We start from the raw sequence: 19853 nt of genomic DNA, 5'->3' as shown, positions 1-19853 counted from the left end.
CAAAATATAATTATTAAATTAAAATAAAGAAAATGAACTTATCAGAAACAATTGAATGTAGACATTGTGGTAATATTTCAAAAATGGAAATTCTAGGTACAGTAGATGATCTTCAGTTTGAAGAAGAGGAACACGGCCCTGGTTATTCCTATGGTACAAAATATGATATTTTAAAATGCCCTGCCCCAAAGTGCAATAAGATTACTGTGGCAAGCTACTCTTGGCATGAAGCATTCGAGGAAGATGGCAATTTCCCTTATAAGTTTATATATCCACAATCATCTAATAACCCTATTGGATTACCAGACAAGATTTCAACTGCATTAAGGGCAGCCGAGAAAGTCAAATCTATTGACGTTAACGCTTACGCAACACTAATAAGGCGTTTATTGGAAATGATATGTATAGATAGAAATGCCAAAGGCAATAGTCTATCAAATATGCTAAAAGAGCTTGCCACCAAAAATGAAATACCTGAAAAGCTTGTCAAAGTTGCTATGGGGATAAAGGACTTTGGGAATATTGGAGCCCATGCCGGAATTGGTGAATTGACCGAAAAAGAAGTGCCAATTCTAAGTACCTTATGCAACGCTATTTTAGAATATGTATATAGTGCTCCATATCTCGCCACTCTAGCAGAAGAAAAATTAAAGGAAATTAAGGTTAAAAAGATCAAATAAGATGCCCTCAGAAGTAACTAAACACCCTATTATACCTCCCTATCACCTTGAAAGCATTTGTCAAACAATTGCAGCTACATCGGAGGGACTAACAGGAACTGAAATAAGGAAAATATTAGGCGATTGCGGTATTAAAGACACAGATCCGGAAATGACCAAGTGGAAACGTTTATATAACGCTTTTGTTCATTATCAAAATCGAAATCAATGTTCAAATCAAATTCTCAATTTTCTATCTTACTCTATGCAGCCCTCAAGATATTTAGGTAAAGATGAATTGTTTCATTTTAGACTTAATGAATTGAATAAATGTTTATCTTTTATTGGAGTTGAATTAACAAAAGAAGCTAGATTCAGAAAAATTAATAAAGCAAGGACATTAGATGAAGCCCAGCAAAGAGCAAGCCATTATAAGTATAAACTTGAGCTTCGTAATGTTCATCCTGAAATAATAAAATATTGCAAAGCTGAATTACTAGTTGAGAATTATTTTCACTCAATATTTGAAGCTGTTAAAAGTATAGCCTCTAGGATAAGGAGTACCACCGGACTTTATGCTGATGGTACAGCTTTGGTCGATGTTGCTTTTTCAACTGCCAATCCTTTGATTAGAATTAATTTATTAGAGAATGATACTCACCGTAATGAACATTTAGGACTTGCAAATATTATTAAAGGCCTATTTGGTTTGATCCGTAACCCGACAGCGCATACTCCTAAAATACATTTTGTAATTGACGAGGAAGAGGCTCTTGATATTATGTGTATTATATCTCTTGTCCACAAAAAACTAGATAAGGCTATTTAATCGAATGTGTTTAAAAAACTCATCGATAGTAAATTTCTATCGATGTCACGTTCATTATCAAATTTTTTTATCGCTTCTGTATAGAAATCCCAATTCTTGTCAAAGTTTAATGTGTGTTTATCGAAAGCATCACCCAATGAAGAATTAAGCTTTACTAGGTATTTTAGTTTTTCGACTACATCCTTCTCTTGAAGTGATAAATAAATATCAAAAATATCACGCTCTCTTTTTCGATTATTACAGGAATCTATTTTAGAGATAATTATACCAGATGCGTCCAAAACATTAAATTTTTTCCCTTGAAATTCGCATTCCTCGTACAACTTTTGATCGTACATTACATCTCCGTATTGAATGTTTATTGTATTTATTTTTTTTACTTTAATGCCGTCCACGGAGATGTCTAAATCCATAATTTCCACAAAATCAACTTTATTGATCTTCCCGAATACTGGATGTAATAAGTCAACATTATAAATGTAACTTCTGTTACCAATTTTATAGCAACGACATAATTGGAAATCATGTTTAGCACTCAAAAAGAATCCATTTTCTAAAAATTTTTCAAGTATTTTGGCTATGTCTTCTTTACTATAAAATGTTGGAAAAAGTAAATCAACATCTTTTGTTCCGGGATGAATATCTTGGTGTCTGATGTAAGGCCCCCACCCCCCAACAATGATTACATCATTAGCGGCAGAGTCGATCATTTCAATAGATTCAATTAGCAACTGTTTGGCCCCATCAATTATTGTTTTCATTAGGAAAATTTATGCAAAAATATAAGTTTTAAGGGAGTTAAAGTAACTGTGTTTAAAAGCCCGCTCCCGCAAGCGTCCCCGCTTGTGGTCAAGTTCAGGTTGCGGCGACAACGTGTGAGAGAAGTTATTTTTGGTAAAATCCCGCCTGTTCAAGTGTCCACACTTGAACATACAAAGTTGTAAGCGTCCACGCTTACGGGTAAACACACTTTGACTGCTTCGGCTAAATCTATACATTAGTTCCATGTCGAGAAGTGCTTCAACAGACGAACTATACTTTGTCACATTAACAGTAACCGATTGGATAGATGTATTTACACGCAGACTATACAGCGATTTCGTTGTAGAAAACCTTGCCTTTTGTCAGAAGAATAAGAAACTTAATATTTATGCTTATGTGATCATGACAAACCACATTCACATGGTGGCAAATGTAACCGATGGGTCACTTGGCGATGTGCTGGGGCATTTTAAAACGTATACATCTAAAAGGCTTTTTGAAATGATCGCCGGCAATAGCCAGGAAAGCAGGCGTGACTGGATGGTAAAAGCGTTTGAGAAAGCAGGAAAATATAATCCGTTAAATGTGCATCACCAGCTTTGGCAAAACGGTAATTATCCTGTTTTACTGTACAGCCCGGCAGTAGTCGATCAGAAAATTGACTATATTCATGAAAATCCAGTTCGGGCAGGTTTTGTAGGCTCGGCGCATGAATATAGGTATAGTAGTGCGAATCCTGAAAGTCCATTAAAAATAATCTATTGACGTGAGCGTGGACGCTCACAACTTGTTGCGTTCAAGTGTGGACACTTGAACGGGCGTGGGGGGCGCTTACGGTAACGATGAAGAATTTTATTAAAGATATATCTTTAATTAAAACATAGATTTCCCTACCCAATCCATCAACAGATTGAAAAAACAAATTGAGCAGTACAGCCAAATTTCTTTGCTGTAAAAAATAAGCTCTCCCGCATGACCGCTCCCTTACCACTCGGGCACCTGACCAAATTTGTGGAAATAGCTGGACTCGAACCTGCAACCGGCACCGTATAAGGGTGCTGCTCTCACCATTGAGCTATATTTCCGAGTAGGGTAACCCGGACTCGAACCGGGAGCCTCCACATCCCAAATGTGGTAATCTGCCAATTGATATACTACCCTGTAAAATCGCCTGAAAACAAAAAATCCCCTTAGAGCTAACTAAGAGGATTCAAGTGTTTTTTGATATGTCAAGTCAATACATAGCCTATCCTCTCTGATAAATCAGTTGGGGTATACAGCTTTGTATTGTTGTTGTTTTCATGGCACAATGATACACATTATTTTATAAAATCAAGATTTTTCTTAAAAAAATTTAAATCTCCTCCCAATTCCATTTCGGCCGATTTTTTAATGGATTTGCATATTTCAATTTTTCGGGAAAAGATTTTGAATACCAGTTTTTATACTTGCCGCCCGTAATCTTTGTCAGCCGCATCCAATTAGGCATTCCATACAATTTGTCATCAATAAACGCTAACTGTTGTTCCAGGTCATTATCCTGCAGCTTTACTTTGTCAATAATACGTGGCAATACCGCAAGGTAATGCTGACTGTATATCATTTAGCCTGTCGTATTCCTTTTGCATCCGGATCAGTTGTTTATCACGGTCCTCTTTTACTAACCGTCTTTTTCTTCGCGCCGACTTCAGCCGGTACGGTAATAATTGTGTGTCCATGGGGACTTCTGCATAAATTTTTCATAAAATTTTATTGATTGAAAAATTCATCCGCGCAGGCGGATATACCCTATTTGAGATGCACAAATACATAGGCCAAAGCCTGTAGATCATCAGAAAAATTTAACAAATGGATTCTGTTCCGCCTTGTTCAGGCAGTGTGCAAAGGGATTATATGCAGCTAAGCGAAGTTTTCATTCCAGTGGAATTGGAACAAAGATGCGATTTTTCCGGAATAATTGAAAATAATTCAATGCCAGTCATGCCCACAATACCTGCATTGTTTTGCGTAAGGCGTTCGCGCCAGTTGATTGCACTTCGGGCACAAATTCAAATATACCTTACCAGGATGTTCTTTCAAGATGCGTTCAGCGCATTTTACAAGAAACTCATCAGGACCTGCACTCAATAGTTTCAGCACTTCAACGTTATTGCTTAACCAACCTTGCTTGTAATAAAGTTTGGTCCGCCGCTCATTCTCATCACCTTCCAGTTTGATTAATGAATGTTGATGCTTTAGAGCTGCTCGTTCCTGAGGCGTCATCAATTCGCCGAAATAAGTAATGATATAGTTTGCTGTATTCTGGTTAAGGGGCTTCATTTTTTTAAATATCTAAAATATTTTCAAATATTTTTCATCTGCGCAAATACACTGCGCAGTAGCCTCTAATCTTTGTTTCAACAAAACAAAAAAGGGAGGTTCCCAATGAAATTTAATTTACTCAACAAGGCTAAAACACAGGTAAGTAACTACGAAGGCGCAAAAGCCTTTGCAATCAGTTCTGAAATGGAACTGTATGCCGCAGTGGTTACCTGGAGCTTGAATGATTCGTTCTACGAAAAGAACGAAGAACGTATGAGCCGTTTGCGCGGACTGATTGCCAAATGCAACCCGGCATTTGTGGGTAAGCTGGCTGTATATGCGCGTACTAAAATGTATATGCGTTCGGTACCGCTGGTGCTGGTTACGGAATTGGCCAAGCTGCACTCGGGCGACGATCTGGTCGCCCGGGTTACCGATAACGTCATCGGTCGTGCTGATGAGATAACCGAGTTACTGGCCTGCTATGAGCTGATGAACAAGCGTACCGCCACTAAAAAACTAAACCGCTTGAGCAAGCAATTGCAGAAAGGTTTGTCGACTGCGTTCAACCGTTTCGACGAGTACCAGTTTGCCAAGTACAACCGCGACGGTGCTATTAAATTGCGCGATGCCTTGTTCCTGGTTCACCCTAAGGCAAAGGACGAATTGCAGCAGGTACTGTTCAACAAAATTGTGAGCAATACGCTGGAAACACCTTACACCTGGGAAACTGAGCTATCGGCATTAGGTCAGCTTAATTTCGATAGTGATGAGGCGAAAGCTTTGGCCTTTCGTGCCAAGTGGGAAGAATTGATAGATAGCGGTAAACTAGGATACATGGCTTTGCTGCGTAACCTGCGTAACATACAGGAAGCAGGCGTAAGCTACGCGCACTTCGAAAAGGTGTGTGCTGTATTAGCTGATCCCGCACAGGTGGCCAAAGCCAAACAATTTCCGTTCCGTTATTTGGCGGCTTACCGCGAATTAATAAACCCGGTCACTAAGGTGCCTGCACAAAGCATGCTCAAAAAGCTAACCGCTTTGGTACAAGGCAGCAATAAAGGCTACACCGGCGAGTTACTGGACGCTTTGGAAAAAGCGGTACAGGCAAGCGCAGCCAATATAAAAGGGTTTGATTACAATACCCGCATATTGCTGGCATGCGACGTATCGGGATCGATGCAGACACCTGTTTCGGCAAAGTCGAAAGTGTTGTTGTATGACGTTGGTTTGATGCTGGCTATGTTGTTGCAGTCGCGCTGCAAAAATGTGGAAATAGGTATGTTTGGTGATACCTGGAAAACCATAGCGGTGCCACGCGGAAATATATTAGGTAACGTGCAGGAGTTTTATCGCCGCGAGGGCGAGGTGGGTTATTCTACCAATGGCTTCCTGGTTATCAAGGATATATTATCCCGCAGGGTAAAAATGGATAAAGTAATGCTGTTTACTGACTGCCAGTTGTGGAACTCAGCTAATACAGCAGATCATATCCATCCGTTATGGCTGCGCTACAAGCAACAGGTTGCACCAGAGGCCAAATTATACCTGTTCGATCTGAAAGGATACGGACAAGCGCCATTGCAAATATTGCGTAATGGCGTGTACCTGATAGCCGGCTGGAGCGATAAAGTTTTCGAGGTGTTAGCTGCCTTAGAGAACGGGGGCTCCGCTTTAGATGCTATCAATCAGATAGAGTTATAAAACAGGTATGGGGAAGCTAACGCCCCATACTTTTAAAAAGAAATTAAAATATAAGGATGCCGTAGAAACGGGATACTTCGCGCCATTGAGGGGGTGGTCAGCGTGGCGAAAGCTATGCTGAGGGTTCGAGTCCCTAAGCGTTCCCCCGGCCCGCGTTCGTCTGTTGCTCCTTATAAAACAAAAAAGAAGGTGCCGTAAATAAGTTTTACTTCGACCAGGAACCGTTGTCGGGCTATATGCTACGTGCGGTACGAATGACTTATTGCTTTTTGCCCTTCTTTTGAAAGAAATTGAAAATAAAAAGGTGTCGTAAACAAGTGTTACTTCGAGCTTTTAACTCCCAGGTCGCCGGTTCAAGTCCGGCCTTTAGTGAAAACTAAAGTAGCTCAGTTGGTTAGAGCAGGTTGGTCACTTGTTGCTTTTTACCCTTTTTAAAATATTAAGGTGCCGTAAATATGCGCTACTTCGTGTCGCCGGTTCGATCCCGGTCTTTGGAGCGATCCATTGTAGCTCAGTTGGTAGAGCAGTAAAAAGCGCATATTGACCATCGCCCTTAAGATTAAGTAGATGCCGTCAGGCAAGCGTTACTTCGAAACCTGTCACGTTTGAATACATAGTCGTTTGCCGCCTGTAGCTCTTCTTTTCATATAATACCTAAACCTAAAAAGGTGCCGTAAACCGGTGATACTTCGGTTAGAGCGTCCCGATGATATCGGGAAGGACGGTGGTTCAAATCCACCCGGCAATTTATTTTGCATAGTAGCTCAGTTAAAAAACACCGATTGCTTTTTGCCCTTTTTTAAAGACCTAATGAAAGATGCCGTAAGTGTGTGATACTTCGCTGGTGAAACCGCGTAAGCGGGCAGGTTCGAATCCTGAAAGACACTCACTGACCATAGCTCTTTCATTTATATTTTGTACCCTTATATAATTTACGATGAAAGAAACTATACTGCAAAAGCTGCTTGAACTGGAGCAGGCAGAGAATATAAAGATCTTATATGCATGCGAATCAGGCAGCCGGGCATGGGGTTTTGCCTCTCCCGATAGTGACTTTGACGTTCGGTTTATTTATGCCCGAGAATTGGGTCAGTATCTGAGTATAGTTGAAACGACCGATGTTGTTGGTTTGCCGGTAAACGAGGTGCTCGACATCGGCGGTTGGGATTTAAAAAAGTCACTTAAGCTATTTTTGAAATCAAATGCACCTTTGTATGAGTGGCTGCAATCTCCTATTGTTTATAGGGAGGACGCCAATTTCGCTAAGGAATTACGCGGTTTGATCCCTGTTTATTTTACACAACGGTCTGCGACTAATCACTATTTGTCTATGGCGACGAACACGCTGCGGGACGATTTGCAAGGCGACCAAGTAAAACTCAAACGCTATTTTTATGCGTTGCGACCAGCATTGGCTTGTCTTTGGATTGTTGAGAAGCAAACAGTACCACCGATGGAATTTGAACCATTGCGGATTTTGATATCTGATCTTGTGGTGCAAAAGCTCATAGACAATTTGTTGGATCGGAAAAAAGATGCAGACGAAAAAGCTTTGATCGAACCAATAACTGCACTCAACCATTGGTTAGCCGAAACGCTTGATTATTGTAAGGACCAGGTATCCGCGCTCCCATCGACGAGGAAAGATACTTTAGAGTTGGATGCCTTTTTTAGAAAATACTTGCTGCCATGACTTTTGAACAACTGAAAAATCAAAAAGAGCTGATCTTGTTGGATTGTATTAGCGGCAGCACAGCTTATAATTTGAATGTTAAAGGTTCGGATGTAGATAAGAAAGGCGTGTTCATCATGCCTCGGGGTCAGCTTTATGGTTTTAATAGGCAAGATCAGATCGCTAATACATCCAACGATGAGGTGTATTTTGAAATAGGCCGTTTCCTGGAATTATTGACAAAGAACAATCCCAATATTCTTGAGCTGTTGGCGACGCCCAAGGAATTCGTCCTTTTTCGCCACCCCGTAATGGATATGATCAGGCCGGAAGATTTTTTGTCGAAGCTTTGCCTGGATACCTTTGCTGGTTATGCGCAGACACAGATAAAGAAAGCACGCGGCCTGAATAAAAAGATCAATAAACCGTTGGACGCCGAACGCAAATCGGTATTGGACTTTTGCTATGTTATCCATAATAATGGCAGTGTATCACTCGCCGAATGGCTGAAGGGGAATAATTATAAACAGGAAGAGTGCGGATTAACAGGCGTTGACCACTTTCGTGGTACCTACCTGGTTTATCATCAAAAGCAACTAAGCGGCGGCGCATACTTCAGAGGGATTGCTTCCGGACCTGAAGCTGATGATGTACAACTCAGTCCGATACCCCAAGACCTAGATTCGATAGCTGTTCTGAACTTTAATAAAGATGGCTATTCCGTTTACTGCAAAGAATATAGGGAATACCGCGAATGGGAAGAGAAACGTAACGAGTTGCGTTATCAAAGCACATTGTCGCAGGGCAAAAGCTACGATGCCAAAAACATGATGCATACATTCCGGCTATTGAACATGGCCGAAGAAATTGCATTGCACCGTCAGGTAATGGTTAGACGTAACGATCGTCAATTCTTACTCCGGATACGAAACGGCGAATTTGAGTTTGACGAGTTAATGCAGATAGTAGAAGAAAAAATGGTGCAAGTAAAAATAGCCTATGAAAAGTCTGCTTTGCCTGACAAACCTAACCCTCAACTAGCAGAAAGTATTTTGGTGCAGATACGCGAAAGGCTTTATAAAATTTGAATGCTGTATATTATGTAATTAACTAAACTTCTTCCTATTTTAGTTGAGTTAATGCGCTTATTCCTTTATCACAATGTCGGATACCATCACCTATCAATACAACAAATCCTCTGCTTTAAACAAGTCTGATTCTTCGGACGAATTATTTTGGCGAAATATAGCGAAGTACAAAAGAAAAATGCGCCATGCTTTTTTTGGGGCCGCCTAACTGACCCCTATACAACGGCGCGGTGTCTCCTTACTCTTTCGAATGTTGTGCAGTCCAGTTTTAACTTGTCTCCTTTTCAGCTTGCTCTGTTAAAAGATCCTATTGTTACTGCCGGAAATGAAAAAATCAGATTTGAGGGATTTTCGCACTGTGCTGGGGTATATGCATGCGTAGATATTTTAGGCGAAGGACACGACGGTGAATTTTTAGAAAGCGGCACAACGAATGTGGATTTTAATCAACCTATGCTTTCTGCATTAAGCAGTGTCCGTAAAAACGAGAATGTATTACTTTCGATCGGACAAAAGGAGGTAGGATCTGAAAATCTCTTTTTCCCCAGGCGCTAAAGCAAGACTATCCAATATCCTTCTAAAACCGGATGAAGGCAATGACGCCCAAATAATCATTTGTTTGGTCTCATTATAATAGTCATCATACTTTCTGGGTGTCAGATTTATGCGTTCAGAAAATATAATATCCCCGAATTTTGGCGTGAATAAGAAGACATCCGGGTTTGATGATAACCATAAAAGACTACTCACATCGCCCTGAAACGGATCAAGTTTTAGTGCAGCATCCAGATCGTTGTACATTAAACTATCGCGCTGGGTGGGACTAAGGGCGCCATAATTGCTAAATGAATTTTTAATCCGGTATGCAGCGGCATTAAATCTCAGGTATTTGTGATTGAAGCCGAATAGCCTCTGCGCCTGTAAAATATAGATCAGCGCTTTCATTTTAGCTGAGGACTTTTGATCCCGCAGGATCGTATCCATAAAGGCGCTGTTCCTGAAATACAATGAGTCTTCAGTCCGCATATCGCGTATGCGCATCAGATCATATAGGCAGCGCACCTGGAGCGCTTCATTATTCGATACTAATGCCCGTTTTTTCATTACTTCCAGGCTATCCTTTACTTCCTCTAGTAATTCTTTTTTAGACAGATAGGTTTCCAGTTGCGCTATACCCGAGCCTCCCATCAGACTTGTTCTGATCTGGCCAAAGCTTATGGTTGTGGTGAAAATTAAAAAAACAGGCAATAAAAACTGCAGGGGTTTAAGGTTTTGGTTAGACATGATCCGGGTTTTAAGTTCGGGTATAAAATGATTGATTTTATCCAAAGATGCAGCGTAAGCCATCTTTCCATAAAGAAACAAGAATAAAGTTATGAGCCTTCATTCAAAACTTTTCGCTTATCAAATCCACAACCTGCAAAATATTCTATGAATTAACTAAAGTTTAACAATAACTTGGTTAATCACTAATAAACTATGGTCAGTTTAGCTAAACTAATCAGTTCAACTTCAAGGGTAAGACAATTGAGCAATTATGAGCGGGAGTCATATTTTGTATGATGATATTGGGAAAGGATATAATTCTACAAGGCGGGCCGATCCATACCTGGTAGAAAGGCTGTATGCTTTATTATCGCCGCAAGCAAACGGACTGTATCTTGATATTGGCTGCGGAACAGGCAATTATACAACTGCGCTGGCCGGCAAAAGACTTAATTTTTACGGTCTTGAGCCATCTGAAGAAATGCTGGGAATTGCCCGGCTGAATGAAAGTAATGTTCATTGGATCATTGGCGCAGCCGAAAGCATATCTGTCTCCAACACTATTTTCGATGGTGCAATAGCTACCTTAACTATTCATCACTGGACAGATCTGGCCGGAGCTTTTAATGAGATTAACCGGGTTTTAAAGCCGCTGGCCCGTCTGGTCATCTTTACTGCAACGCCTGATCAGATGCACGGATATTGGCTAAATCATTATTTCCCCCGGATGCTGGGAAGATCGATCATGCAGATGCCTTCGTTTGAAGTTGTTGCCAGCACTTTAACTAAAGCAGGTTTTGAAATCAGCATTACAGAAAAGTATTTTATTGCCCCTGATTTGCAGGACCACTTTTTATATTCAGGTAAACATGATCCGGAACTTTATTTTGACCCTGATGTACGTAAAGGCATCTCGTCATTTTCGGCCCTGGCCAATTTAAAGGAAGTAGCGCAAGGCCTGGCTGAACTACGAAAAGATATAGACTCCGGGGAGTTCCTTAAGGTGAAAGCCCGTTATGCTAACGAAGGCGGTGATTACTTATTCATCGCCGCCAACAAGACTACATAAACTTATGAACGAAAATATACAGATCAGGGACGCACGACCGGAAGACATTGCAGATATGGCTTTGCTGATGACCCAGCTGGGCTATCCTACTTCGGCCAGGGAAATGAAGATACGGTTTGAAACTATCGTTGCTCATCCCGATTACCACACGCTGCTTGCGCTTGTTGATAATGAAATTGTCGGTTTAGCCGGATTGATGAAAGGGCTTTATTATGAATATAATGGAGAATACCTGCGCATACTGGCTTTTGTTGTAAAGGAATCAGGCAGAAGGCAGGGTATCGGGCAGGCGTTGCTTAAAGCGTGTGAGCAATGGGGCATCAGCCATGGACTTAATGCCTCTGTGCTGGGCAGCGGCAACCGGCCTGCACGGGAAGCCGCACATGTTTTTTACCAGAAAATGGGTTATGTGATCAGATCGTCCGGGTTTTATAAACAGCTATAATTCCTGGTGACTGCTTACTTTCACATTGGTGATGATGCTGACCAATTCATCACCTGCTTCTTCTATCGCTCCGTCATTTTGTACCCGGGTGCAATCACAAAGATCGGCAGTGATCTCGGAGGTCCGCTTTATCCTGCTTTTTATTTCTTCCTCGTTTTCACGTCCGCGCGATTGCAGGCGCTGATTGATGATCTCAGGGCTGGCTTCTACCAAAACCACCACCATATCAGGGTAAAGTAACCGTGCCGTATCCAGGTATTGGCGCGAACCATTCACAACAACATTAAATCCCTTTTGCATCCAGCTGTTTATTTCGGTGCCAATGCCATAATAATTACCGTGACTCTCCCAATAAAGAGCAAATGCACCACCCTCGAACCTCGACTTAAACTCCTCGTGGCTTAAAGAAACATGATTCTCACTGCCATCTCCCGGAGCCCTTGTAATATAGCGATGCGCAAACACTACCGGTTTCGTGCCATTGATCTTTTTGCGGGCATAATTCATCAATGTGTCCTTTCCCACGCCTGATGCGCCGATAACGTAAAATAACTTGCTCATATATTGGTTTCAATTGATTTTGTTGCGTCTTCCAGTATTAAATCATCAGATCCTATAGCGATCGAATTTTCTATGATTCTATAGACCTGATCGGCGGCCATCTTTAATGCCTCGTTAAAAGAATATTGCTTATAAAAATGGTATAGTATAAACCAGGCCAGGAACACGTCGCCTGATCCCCCATAGCTTCTCGAAAGAGCCATGTGCGAATAGTTATAGGGCTCCGCTCCGAATGATCGCAGACCAATAGCGTTTTCCCCGGTCTTTATACTGGTAACTACTAATTGTGCATTGGGATATAATTGTTTAAATTTCTCAGCCCAGGTTTCAACTTCGCCATCTGCATCCGGGCGATTACCGGTAAGGAGCCGTAGTTCAGTCAGGTTAGGAAAAACGATATCCGATATGCTGATCAATTGCGGCCATTTTTCTATAACATCCTGAGGCACATAAATACGGCCGTGATCGCCACACACCGGGTCGGTTATCATTAGTTTTACCAGGCTGCGATAATTTTCTACCATTTCAATGATGATATCAGCCTGCTCAGCCTTGCCCAGGTAGCCTGTGTAAATGATCAGCTCAAGGTTTCTATTAGCGGCAAGTTCCAATGTCCCTTCAAGTAATTCCCTGAAAGGGGTGTCAAATTTTTTGACCAGCGACATGTTGGTCAGCCCATTGAGCATGATGCTTGGTACAGGTAATATTTTTTCGCCCAATATGGTGGTAAATGCTTTCAGGCTGGCAACACCGTGAACCGCAAAACTGCCTATTGCCAATACGTGTGGTTGTTTCATTACTTTATCACCAATGATGTACAAATGCCGAAATGATCGCTGCCATATAATTTGGTCGCAGGATCTTCCTTATCCAAAACAATACCCGAATTTATAAATTCGGGATAAGAATCTTTACCCTGCAGCGGCATACTTAAAATATGATCGACACAAATTTTCCGGTCCTGCTTAAAAGGGTCAAGCAGGCTGTATCTCGGCTTAACTCCTTTACCTTCTTCGTAACAATCTATCGCGCCCGAAAGCTCCCTGAATGTTTCGAGCTCTGGTGAATTAATAAGCGCATTAAAATCGCCGCAGATAAGATGATATGGGCTAGACTTGTCGGCTGAGACGACAGTCGCAAGCGATTCAGCCTGAGCATGACGCAATCCTGGTTCGCTGAGATGAGTTAAGTGGACATTTGTGAGCGCGATCTTGGTTTCTGATGGCAGGCTTATTTCCACCTGTTGAGCTTTTCGGTCATTATCTTCCGGCACAGCCGGCAAAATGATGAAACCGGTTTGAGCAACAGGATATACAGACAGAACTCCTAAACCCGATTCGCTGTCGGTCATCTTCCCTTCAAAATACCTATCTTTCCGTCGTCCCGGCAGGTAACAGCTGTACATGTTTAAACTTTTTGCCAGGAAATTCAGTGTGTTAACTTCCCGATTTACAAAACATTCCTGGCAGGCAATAATATGCGGTTTTAGTGCTGCCAGCTGTTTAGCCAATACCGTCATGCGCTTGCGGTATTCACCGTCGCATTTCCAGGTATTGATCGTTACGATCTTTATTTCTTCTTGTAAAACCACTATTGCGAATTTGCTTAATCATCATTCAGGTTCTATTAGTAAAAAATTAGATTTCTGTTAATCTTGATAAGGGCGCTTTACTGTCATTTTGTTTACAAATACTGAACAGGTTTAATTGTAATTATTAGTCATCAATTAGCGTTTTGTTAGGTTTTGGTTGATTTAATATCAATTTAACACAAAACCGCTTTTTAATCATCCGTAATTAATATTCGACTAAAATTTACTTCAAACGGGTTTACTAGTATCGTATGGTAAAATAAGCCTGCTATGAGGAGACATCGCCTTGTTGTGATAGACGACCACTACGAAACCCTGGACATACTGAAACATGCCCTGGTAAACGAGGGGTATGATGTAAAGCCATTTTTTAACGCCGTCGATGCGCTCAAATATGTCAACGTGGATAACACCGACCTCGTGATCACCGACTGGATGCTGCCCGAGATGGATGGTTTGGAGTTCTGTAAGAATTTAAAGATGAGTCAATCCACCCAAAACATTCCTTTGGTAATGCTGACCGGTAAGAATGACGAGATCGATACCGTAACTGCCTTAGAAGTGGGCGCCGAGGATTATATGTGCAAACCGATCCGTATCAGGGAGTTGCTTAGCCGGGTCAAAAAAATATTAAGACGTAAAAGTGCAGACGATTCGGAGCGCATCAATAAGGCCACACCCGATGTGCTGGAATTTGGCCCGTTGAAGGTGAACCTGGTTAGTTATAAGGTATCATTAAGTGATATTACACTCGAGCTTACCATCGGTGAATTCAAGTTGCTCGAACTATTGATGAAGCAGCCCGGCAAGGTTTTCTCCCGCAACCAGATCATCGAGCGGATCAATGGTTCGCAATATTTTGCCACAGAGCGCTCGGTAGATGTACAAGTGGCCGGGTTGCGCAAAAAGCTGGACACATTTAAGGACGTGGTGGAGACGGTGCGGTCTGTCGGCTACCGCTTTAATCAACGATTGTTAGTATAATTTTCTAAACACGGAGTTAGCGCCCCAAACTAACAAAGGCCTAACAAAACAATATCTTTTCACTAATTAACGGCAAATAATTGCCGTCTACTTTTGTCAAAACACACTGGTTATGGAGCAACAGGACTATATATTATGCGAATGTGAACTCGAACCACTCGAGCAATTTGTCGCATCTATCGAGGGCAACTTCGATATCACCATCGCCAAAGCGCCATCCATTTGCATGACGATGATACAGGCCGAAGACTCGGTCGAATTCCAGGAATTTTATTTGGGCGAAGCGCTCACTTCAGAATGCGAAGTGGTGGTTAACGGTCAGCGCGGTTATGGTATTTGCCTCGGCGATGAACCGGTAAGGTGCTATTGTATCGCATTTATCGATGCCATTACCCAATTATCAGATACCAATCTGAAAGAAGTAGAAGATTTTTTGAATGAACAGGCCGCACTGATTGCCAAAGCACAGGAACTGGAATATAACCAGGTAATGCGCACCAGGGTCGACTTTAAATTGATGGAACAGGAATAATATGCAAACCGAACTGAATTACGATACCGTATTTGACGCACAGCACCACTTCAGGCTGTTGCTGGATAGCATGGCACGCCCGGGAAAGATCAACAAACTGGAGTCAGGTGAGATATTTCCTCCCGAGGGCTTAAACCAGGCGTCTGCGCTGACAGGCTTTGCCTTGCTAAATGCTGATGTGACTTGTTTTGCTGCCGGTCAGACCGGAGACGATACGGTGCTTTATTTCCTGGTAAACACAGGTTCACAAAAAGCTGAGATAGAAGATGCTGATTATATTTTCCTGCCTGAGAACTACTATAGCACCGATCTTGACAGAGCAAGAATAGGCACACCTAAATATCCTGAAGACAGCGCAACCATAGTCGCTGCTGCTGAAGAAGTAAGCACTGAGTCTATTGAAGGCGCTATACGCCTCACATTAAAAGGCCCTGGTGTGAATGGCGAGGCTGAAGTTTTTGTTGCCGGGGTTGACGAGCGCCTGTTTGAATATATACAAGAACAGAATTCAGAATATCCGCTTGGCCTTGATCTCATCATCACCGACAGGCAGGACCAGGTTTTATGCATTCCGAGAAGTAATAAGTTCAGTTTCACAAAAGACTGATCAGATAAATAGAAATTTATGGGATACGTAGCAGTAAAAGGCGGCACCGAAGCCATACACAACGCCAGCGAGCTGGCCGAGTTTTACCGGGTTAACGGGAATACCGAACCGATAGACATCAAACAGATACGCGCACAAATGCGCCTGGCCATCGATAAGATCATGGGCGAAGGCGGTATATACGCGCCCGAATATGCGGCGATCGCTTTAAAGCAATGCGAGGGCGATGTGTTTGAAGCGGCCTTCGTTTTAAGAGCCTTCCGCACCACCTTGCAGCGCAATTTTTATTCGGAAACGATCAATACACGCGAGATGTTCGTGAAGAGGAAAATCTCCTCGTCATTCCGCGAGATACCGGGTGGCCAAATACTTGGTCCAACCCGTGATTATACCCAGCGCACACTTGATACCGCAAAAGCCACCGAAAACAATACAGATATCCAGGCATTTTTAGATTTCCTGGATGCCAAGATCGATCCTGAAAAACTGGAGGGTGTAAAAAGCTTTGGTAAAGTGATCGACATATTAAAAAATGAGGGCTTGCTGAAGCCGGTTGATCCGTCGGAAGACCGCAGGTTGGCTGATATCACCCGTGAGGCGATCAAATTCCCGGCACCACGTTCGGCAAGGTTGCAAATGATGTCGCGTGCAGAAACCGGGGGCCTTATGGCTTTAGGTTATAGCAGCCAGCGCGGATTTGGCAGCGTTCACCCTACCGTGGGTGAATTAAGATACGGTACGGTCCCGGTTAGAGTTAAAGATGCTACCGGCAGGGTTCGTTACATTGGCAAAGTTGAGGCTACTGAGTGCGAAATGATCACCGGCAGCAAATCAACCAAGAAAAAAGAGCCGCCATACTTTACTATAGGTTACGGTTTATGCTTTGGTCATAACGAAACCAAGGTGATCTGTATGAGCACATTGGACAGTGCCATGCGCCGCCCTGAATTAGGCGCTCCCGCTAACGACCAGGAATTTGTGTTATATCATACAGAAGGCGTTGAGGCTATGGGTTTTACTAATCACCTTAAATTGCCACACTACGTTACCTTCCAATCGGCATTGAGCAATACGCGCGCCGCGGTTGAACGCAATAAAAAAGCACAGCTGGAGGCTGATGCCTGGAAACAATTGTCATTGGTTTAATAAAATCAGAAAGAAGAAAATGGTCGAAAATATCAAATACGTCAATAAATACAACTTCGCCTTTATCGACGAATCAACCAAAAAGGAGATCAGGCGCAAACTGCTGAAGGCTGTGGCCCTACCGGGCCACCAGGTGCCTTACTCTTCGCCCGAAATGCCTATTTCACGTGGCTGGGGTACAGGAGGTTTGCACGTTACGCTATCCGTTATCGGCAGAGATGATATTTTCAAGATCATCGACCAGGGCAGCGATGCCAGCGTAAATGCCTGCAACCTGCGCGAGTTTGTGAATTCTATGACCGGCTGCAAAACCACCTTCGATACCGCTGAGGCTACTTTGATCCAGACGCGCCACCGCATTACAGAAGAAGAACTAAAAGAAAATCAAATTATCGTTTTCCAGGTGCCCCTGCCTGAGCCGCTGCGCATGGTGGAACGTTACGAGAGCAAAACGCTGCAAATGCACGCCGAAGCTGATTACTCTAAAATGTGGGTATCGCTTTACGAATCCTATGTACGCTATGGCGCTATCATGCAGGGTGCCGGTTACCCGGTAATGGTTAACGGCCGCTATATCATGTCGCCATCACCGATACCACGCTGGGATACGCCTAACCTGCACCAGGCTAAAACGCTGTTCCTGTTCGGCGCGGGTCGCGAAAAACGCCTGTATGCCGTACCGCCCTATACCGATGTGGAACCGCTTGAGTTTGAGGACGTGAATTTTGAGATCGAAGACTTTAGCGAAGCGCAGTGCTACAAAACCGGCTACAAAAAAGCCTTCCTTGACGAGCTTTATGCAGATGATAGCTCGCGCAAATATGTGATCAGCGACAGCAATTTCCTGGACAAGGTAGACGCTAAAGAGGAAACGCATCAATACAGTAATAAATACATCGACCAGCTTGAAGCTTATGACCAGGAATGATAACAACTGGTTGCTCCGCGTGAACAACCTGACTAAGATATATGGCGAACCAAACGAAAGGACACTTGAACTTACGGGCCCGGCTTTTGGGAGCAACATATGCCCTGAAACCGAAAGCATTGTAGCCTGCGCCGACATCAGCTTTGACCTGTACCCGGGCGAAGTGCTGGGTATAGTAGGTGAAAGCGGTTCGGGCAAAAGTACTGTAGTGAAAATGTTGTACTTCGACCTGGAAAAAACCTTTGGCGAAGCATGGCTGGCACCTTACCAAAGTGGTGAGGTAAACATTTTAGAAGAATCGAACCAGCGTAAACGCTACATCCGCAATAACCTGATGGGGATGGTTTACCAGAACCCGCGGGATGGCCTGAATTTCGGTTTTTCATCGGGTGGAAATATTGCCGAGAAACTGATCATGGCCGGCCAGATGCACGTGGGCAATATCCGTGAAAGGGCATCGGATCTGTTGAATAAAACCGAAGTGCCTGTACAGCGCATGGACGACCGCCCAGGAACATTTAGCGGCGGCATGCAGCAAAGGGTACAGATATCAAAAGCCATCGCTAATAATCCGCCTTTGCTTTTTTTGGATGAGGTAACCACCGGGCTTGACGTATCGGTACAGGCTAAAGTACTGGACCTGATCCGCGAACTGCAAAACAACCTGGGCATCGCTATGATCGTCGTTTCGCATGACCTTTCGGTGATCCGCATGCTTACTGATCGCACCATCGTCATGAAAAATGGCCGGATAGTGGAAAGCGGGTTAACCGACCAGATACTGCAGGATCCGCAACACGAATATTCACAATTACTGGTAAGCTCACTATTATAAATCGTACGGTATGAACAATATTTTGGAAGTAAACGAACTGAGCAAAGTTTTTAACCTCCACATCCTGAGGGATAAAGAAATAGAGGCACTCAAAAGCATCAGTTTTAATGTTAAAGAAGGCGAAATTATAGGGCTTACAGGCAAATCAGGCTCAGGTAAATCAAGCCTGATGAAATGCATATACCGTACCTACCTGGCCAGCTCGGGACAGATCATTTACAACTCTAAGAATGGCCCAATCGATCTGGTTAAGGCAAACGATCACGAGATCATCGCTTTACGTAAATCAGAGATCACCTATTGTTCACAGTTCCTGAGCGTAATACCGCGTGTACCTGCTGTGGATGTAGTGAGCGAGTTCTTGTTCCGTACAGAAAAAGATAAAGAAGCGGTTAGAACTAAAGCAAAGCAGATGCTGGAGAAGCTTGGCCTGCCATCGGAATTATGGGATGCATTCCCGGTTACTTTCAGCGGGGGCGAACAACAAAGGATCAACGTGGCGCGGGCAATTATTGCTGAGCCGCGTTTTTTGTTGATAGACGAACCTACCGCCTCGCTCGACCCGCGCACAAAAGATGTAGTGATCGACCTGATCCTTTCCCTTAAAAAGAATGGTACATCGGTGCTGTGCATCTCGCATGATGAATATACCCTTGAGCGCCTGGTAGACAGGAGGCTGCACCTGCAATTAGGCAGCATTTCAACAATTGAACAAGAAGAAATTAATATAAACTAAACCGAATGAAGCCGCTGATCATTAAAAACGCGACCGTAGTTACACCGACCGAAGTACTCGAAAACACATCGGTACTGGCGGAGAACGGTATGATAACCGCCATCGGCATTGATGCTGAAGAACGGGATGATGTAACCG

Annotated in this window: 22 protein-coding genes and 4 tRNA genes; 17 read left to right on the top strand and 9 right to left on the bottom strand. The window is 43.0% G+C overall.

What is annotated here, in order from left to right:
- The first annotated feature begins 32 nt into the window (after window positions 1–32).
- On the top strand, window positions 33–680 hold the full coding sequence (locus tag VIM89_RS03965) for a DUF4145 domain-containing protein (RefSeq protein WP_488154832.1): 648 nt from the start codon (window positions 33–35) through the stop codon (window positions 678–680).
- 1 nt (window position 681) lies between these two features.
- Window positions 682–1488: a TIGR02391 family protein gene (locus VIM89_RS03960; RefSeq protein ID WP_488154831.1), complete on the top strand. Its 807-nt coding sequence runs from the start codon at window positions 682–684 to the stop codon at window positions 1486–1488.
- Here the strand turns inward: VIM89_RS03960 and VIM89_RS03955 are convergent.
- On the bottom strand, window positions 1485–2249 hold the full coding sequence (locus VIM89_RS03955) for a hypothetical protein (protein ID WP_488154830.1): 765 nt from the start codon (window positions 2247–2249) through the stop codon (window positions 1485–1487). The two genes, VIM89_RS03960 and VIM89_RS03955, sit on opposite strands and share 4 nt — an antisense overlap.
- Before the next feature lie 244 nt (window positions 2250–2493).
- Between VIM89_RS03955 and VIM89_RS03950 the strand changes: the two genes are divergently transcribed.
- Entirely contained in the window at window positions 2494–3015 is a 522-nt protein-coding gene (locus tag VIM89_RS03950; RefSeq protein WP_488154829.1) for an REP-associated tyrosine transposase, read from the top strand.
- A gap of 247 nt (window positions 3016–3262) precedes the next feature.
- Here VIM89_RS03950 and VIM89_RS03945 read toward each other — a convergent pair.
- From VIM89_RS03945 to VIM89_RS03930, 4 genes are all read right to left on the bottom strand, one after another.
- Window positions 3263–3335 (bottom strand) — tRNA-Ile (locus VIM89_RS03945).
- Window positions 3336–3338: 3 nt separating this feature from the next.
- Window positions 3339–3411, bottom strand: a tRNA-Pro gene (locus tag VIM89_RS03940).
- 193 nt (window positions 3412–3604) lie between these two features.
- Window positions 3605–3853, bottom strand: a complete 249-nt coding sequence (locus VIM89_RS03935; protein ID WP_488154828.1) for a hypothetical protein — start codon at window positions 3851–3853, stop codon at window positions 3605–3607.
- A 365-nt stretch (window positions 3854–4218) separates the two neighbouring features.
- Entirely contained in the window at window positions 4219–4569 is a 351-nt protein-coding gene (locus tag VIM89_RS03930; RefSeq protein WP_488154827.1) for a hypothetical protein, read from the bottom strand.
- Window positions 4570–4674: 105 nt separating this feature from the next.
- Here VIM89_RS03930 and VIM89_RS03925 point away from each other — a divergent pair, with 105 nt between their 5' ends.
- The 5 genes from VIM89_RS03925 to VIM89_RS03905 all read left to right on the top strand — a co-directional run bounded on the left by VIM89_RS03925 (window position 4675) and on the right by VIM89_RS03905 (window position 9015).
- Window positions 4675–6255, top strand: coding sequence for a TROVE domain-containing protein (locus tag VIM89_RS03925; RefSeq protein ID WP_488154826.1), 1581 nt, complete (start codon window positions 4675–4677; stop codon window positions 6253–6255).
- 375 nt (window positions 6256–6630) lie between these two features.
- Window positions 6631–6752 (top strand) — tRNA-OTHER (locus VIM89_RS03920).
- 170 nt (window positions 6753–6922) lie between these two features.
- Window positions 6923–7003: transfer RNA gene (locus VIM89_RS03915), tRNA-Leu, on the top strand.
- A 189-nt stretch (window positions 7004–7192) separates the two neighbouring features.
- A complete protein-coding gene (locus VIM89_RS03910; protein WP_488154825.1) occupies window positions 7193–7948 on the top strand; it encodes a nucleotidyltransferase domain-containing protein in 756 nt (251 codons plus the stop codon).
- Entirely contained in the window at window positions 7945–9015 is a 1071-nt protein-coding gene (locus VIM89_RS03905) for a DNA polymerase beta superfamily protein (protein WP_488154824.1), read from the top strand. Before VIM89_RS03910 ends, VIM89_RS03905 begins: the two co-directional genes overlap by 4 nt.
- A 495-nt stretch (window positions 9016–9510) precedes the next feature.
- Here VIM89_RS03905 and VIM89_RS03900 read toward each other — a convergent pair whose 3' ends face one another.
- A complete protein-coding gene (locus VIM89_RS03900) occupies window positions 9511–10299 on the bottom strand; it encodes a hypothetical protein (RefSeq protein ID WP_488154823.1) in 789 nt (262 codons plus the stop codon).
- Between the two features lie 253 nt (window positions 10300–10552).
- Between VIM89_RS03900 and VIM89_RS03895 the strand changes: the two genes are divergently transcribed.
- Both VIM89_RS03895 and VIM89_RS03890 read left to right on the top strand, forming a co-directional pair.
- A complete protein-coding gene (locus VIM89_RS03895) occupies window positions 10553–11350 on the top strand; it encodes a class I SAM-dependent methyltransferase (RefSeq protein ID WP_488154822.1) in 798 nt (265 codons plus the stop codon).
- A gap of 4 nt (window positions 11351–11354) precedes the next feature.
- Complete coding sequence (locus VIM89_RS03890) at window positions 11355–11795, top strand: N-acetyltransferase family protein (protein WP_488154821.1); 441 nt, start codon at window positions 11355–11357, stop codon at window positions 11793–11795.
- On the opposite strand, the gene phnN is transcribed toward VIM89_RS03890, so the two are convergent.
- Genes phnN through VIM89_RS03875 form a run of 3 tightly spaced genes read right to left on the bottom strand, consistent with a single transcriptional unit; the run spans window position 11790 to window position 13947 of the window.
- On the bottom strand, window positions 11790–12356 hold the full coding sequence (gene phnN, locus VIM89_RS03885; RefSeq protein ID WP_488154820.1) for a phosphonate metabolism protein/1,5-bisphosphokinase (PRPP-forming) PhnN: 567 nt from the start codon (window positions 12354–12356) through the stop codon (window positions 11790–11792). The genes VIM89_RS03890 and phnN overlap by 6 nt on opposite strands.
- Entirely contained in the window at window positions 12353–13153 is an 801-nt protein-coding gene (locus VIM89_RS03880; RefSeq protein WP_488154819.1) for a bifunctional hydroxymethylpyrimidine kinase/phosphomethylpyrimidine kinase, read from the bottom strand. The genes phnN and VIM89_RS03880 overlap by 4 nt, the downstream gene beginning before the upstream one ends.
- Window positions 13153–13947 (bottom strand): endonuclease/exonuclease/phosphatase family protein, encoded by a 795-nt coding sequence (locus VIM89_RS03875; protein ID WP_488154818.1) that lies wholly within the window; start codon window positions 13945–13947, stop codon window positions 13153–13155. Before VIM89_RS03875 ends, VIM89_RS03880 begins: the two co-directional genes overlap by 1 nt.
- Before the next feature lie 270 nt (window positions 13948–14217).
- Here VIM89_RS03875 and VIM89_RS03870 point away from each other — a divergent pair, with 270 nt between their 5' ends.
- From VIM89_RS03870 to VIM89_RS03840, 7 genes are all read left to right on the top strand, one after another.
- Window positions 14218–14931 carry a response regulator gene (locus VIM89_RS03870; protein WP_488154817.1) on the top strand — a complete coding sequence of 238 codons (714 nt, stop codon included), beginning with the start codon at window positions 14218–14220 and terminating at the stop codon, window positions 14929–14931.
- Between the two features lie 112 nt (window positions 14932–15043).
- Window positions 15044–15463: a phosphonate C-P lyase system protein PhnG gene (locus VIM89_RS03865; RefSeq protein WP_488154816.1), complete on the top strand. Its 420-nt coding sequence runs from the start codon at window positions 15044–15046 to the stop codon at window positions 15461–15463.
- A 1-nt stretch (window position 15464) separates the two neighbouring features.
- A complete protein-coding gene (gene phnH, locus VIM89_RS03860) occupies window positions 15465–16070 on the top strand; it encodes a phosphonate C-P lyase system protein PhnH (protein WP_488154815.1) in 606 nt (201 codons plus the stop codon).
- Window positions 16071–16088: 18 nt separating this feature from the next.
- Window positions 16089–17216 carry a carbon-phosphorus lyase complex subunit PhnI gene (locus tag VIM89_RS03855; RefSeq protein WP_488154814.1) on the top strand — a complete coding sequence of 376 codons (1128 nt, stop codon included), beginning with the start codon at window positions 16089–16091 and terminating at the stop codon, window positions 17214–17216.
- Window positions 17217–17235: 19 nt separating this feature from the next.
- Window positions 17236–18144 carry an alpha-D-ribose 1-methylphosphonate 5-phosphate C-P-lyase PhnJ gene (locus tag VIM89_RS03850; protein ID WP_488154813.1) on the top strand — a complete coding sequence of 303 codons (909 nt, stop codon included), beginning with the start codon at window positions 17236–17238 and terminating at the stop codon, window positions 18142–18144.
- The gene (locus tag VIM89_RS03845) at window positions 18131–18979 is read left to right on the top strand and encodes an ATP-binding cassette domain-containing protein (protein WP_488154812.1); all 849 of its coding nucleotides are present in this window, start codon (window positions 18131–18133) and stop codon (window positions 18977–18979) included. Before VIM89_RS03850 ends, VIM89_RS03845 begins: the two co-directional genes overlap by 14 nt.
- Window positions 18980–18989: 10 nt before the next feature.
- The gene (locus VIM89_RS03840; protein ID WP_488154811.1) at window positions 18990–19715 is read left to right on the top strand and encodes a phosphonate C-P lyase system protein PhnL; all 726 of its coding nucleotides are present in this window, start codon (window positions 18990–18992) and stop codon (window positions 19713–19715) included.
- Window positions 19716–19853: the final 138 nt, after the last annotated feature.

This window comes from Mucilaginibacter sp. (genome assembly GCF_036568825.1).
Lineage (GTDB): Bacteria > Bacteroidota > Bacteroidia > Sphingobacteriales > Sphingobacteriaceae > Mucilaginibacter.
The sequence above is the reverse complement of the archived record's forward strand: the minus strand, read 5'-3'. Positions and strand labels throughout refer to the sequence as shown.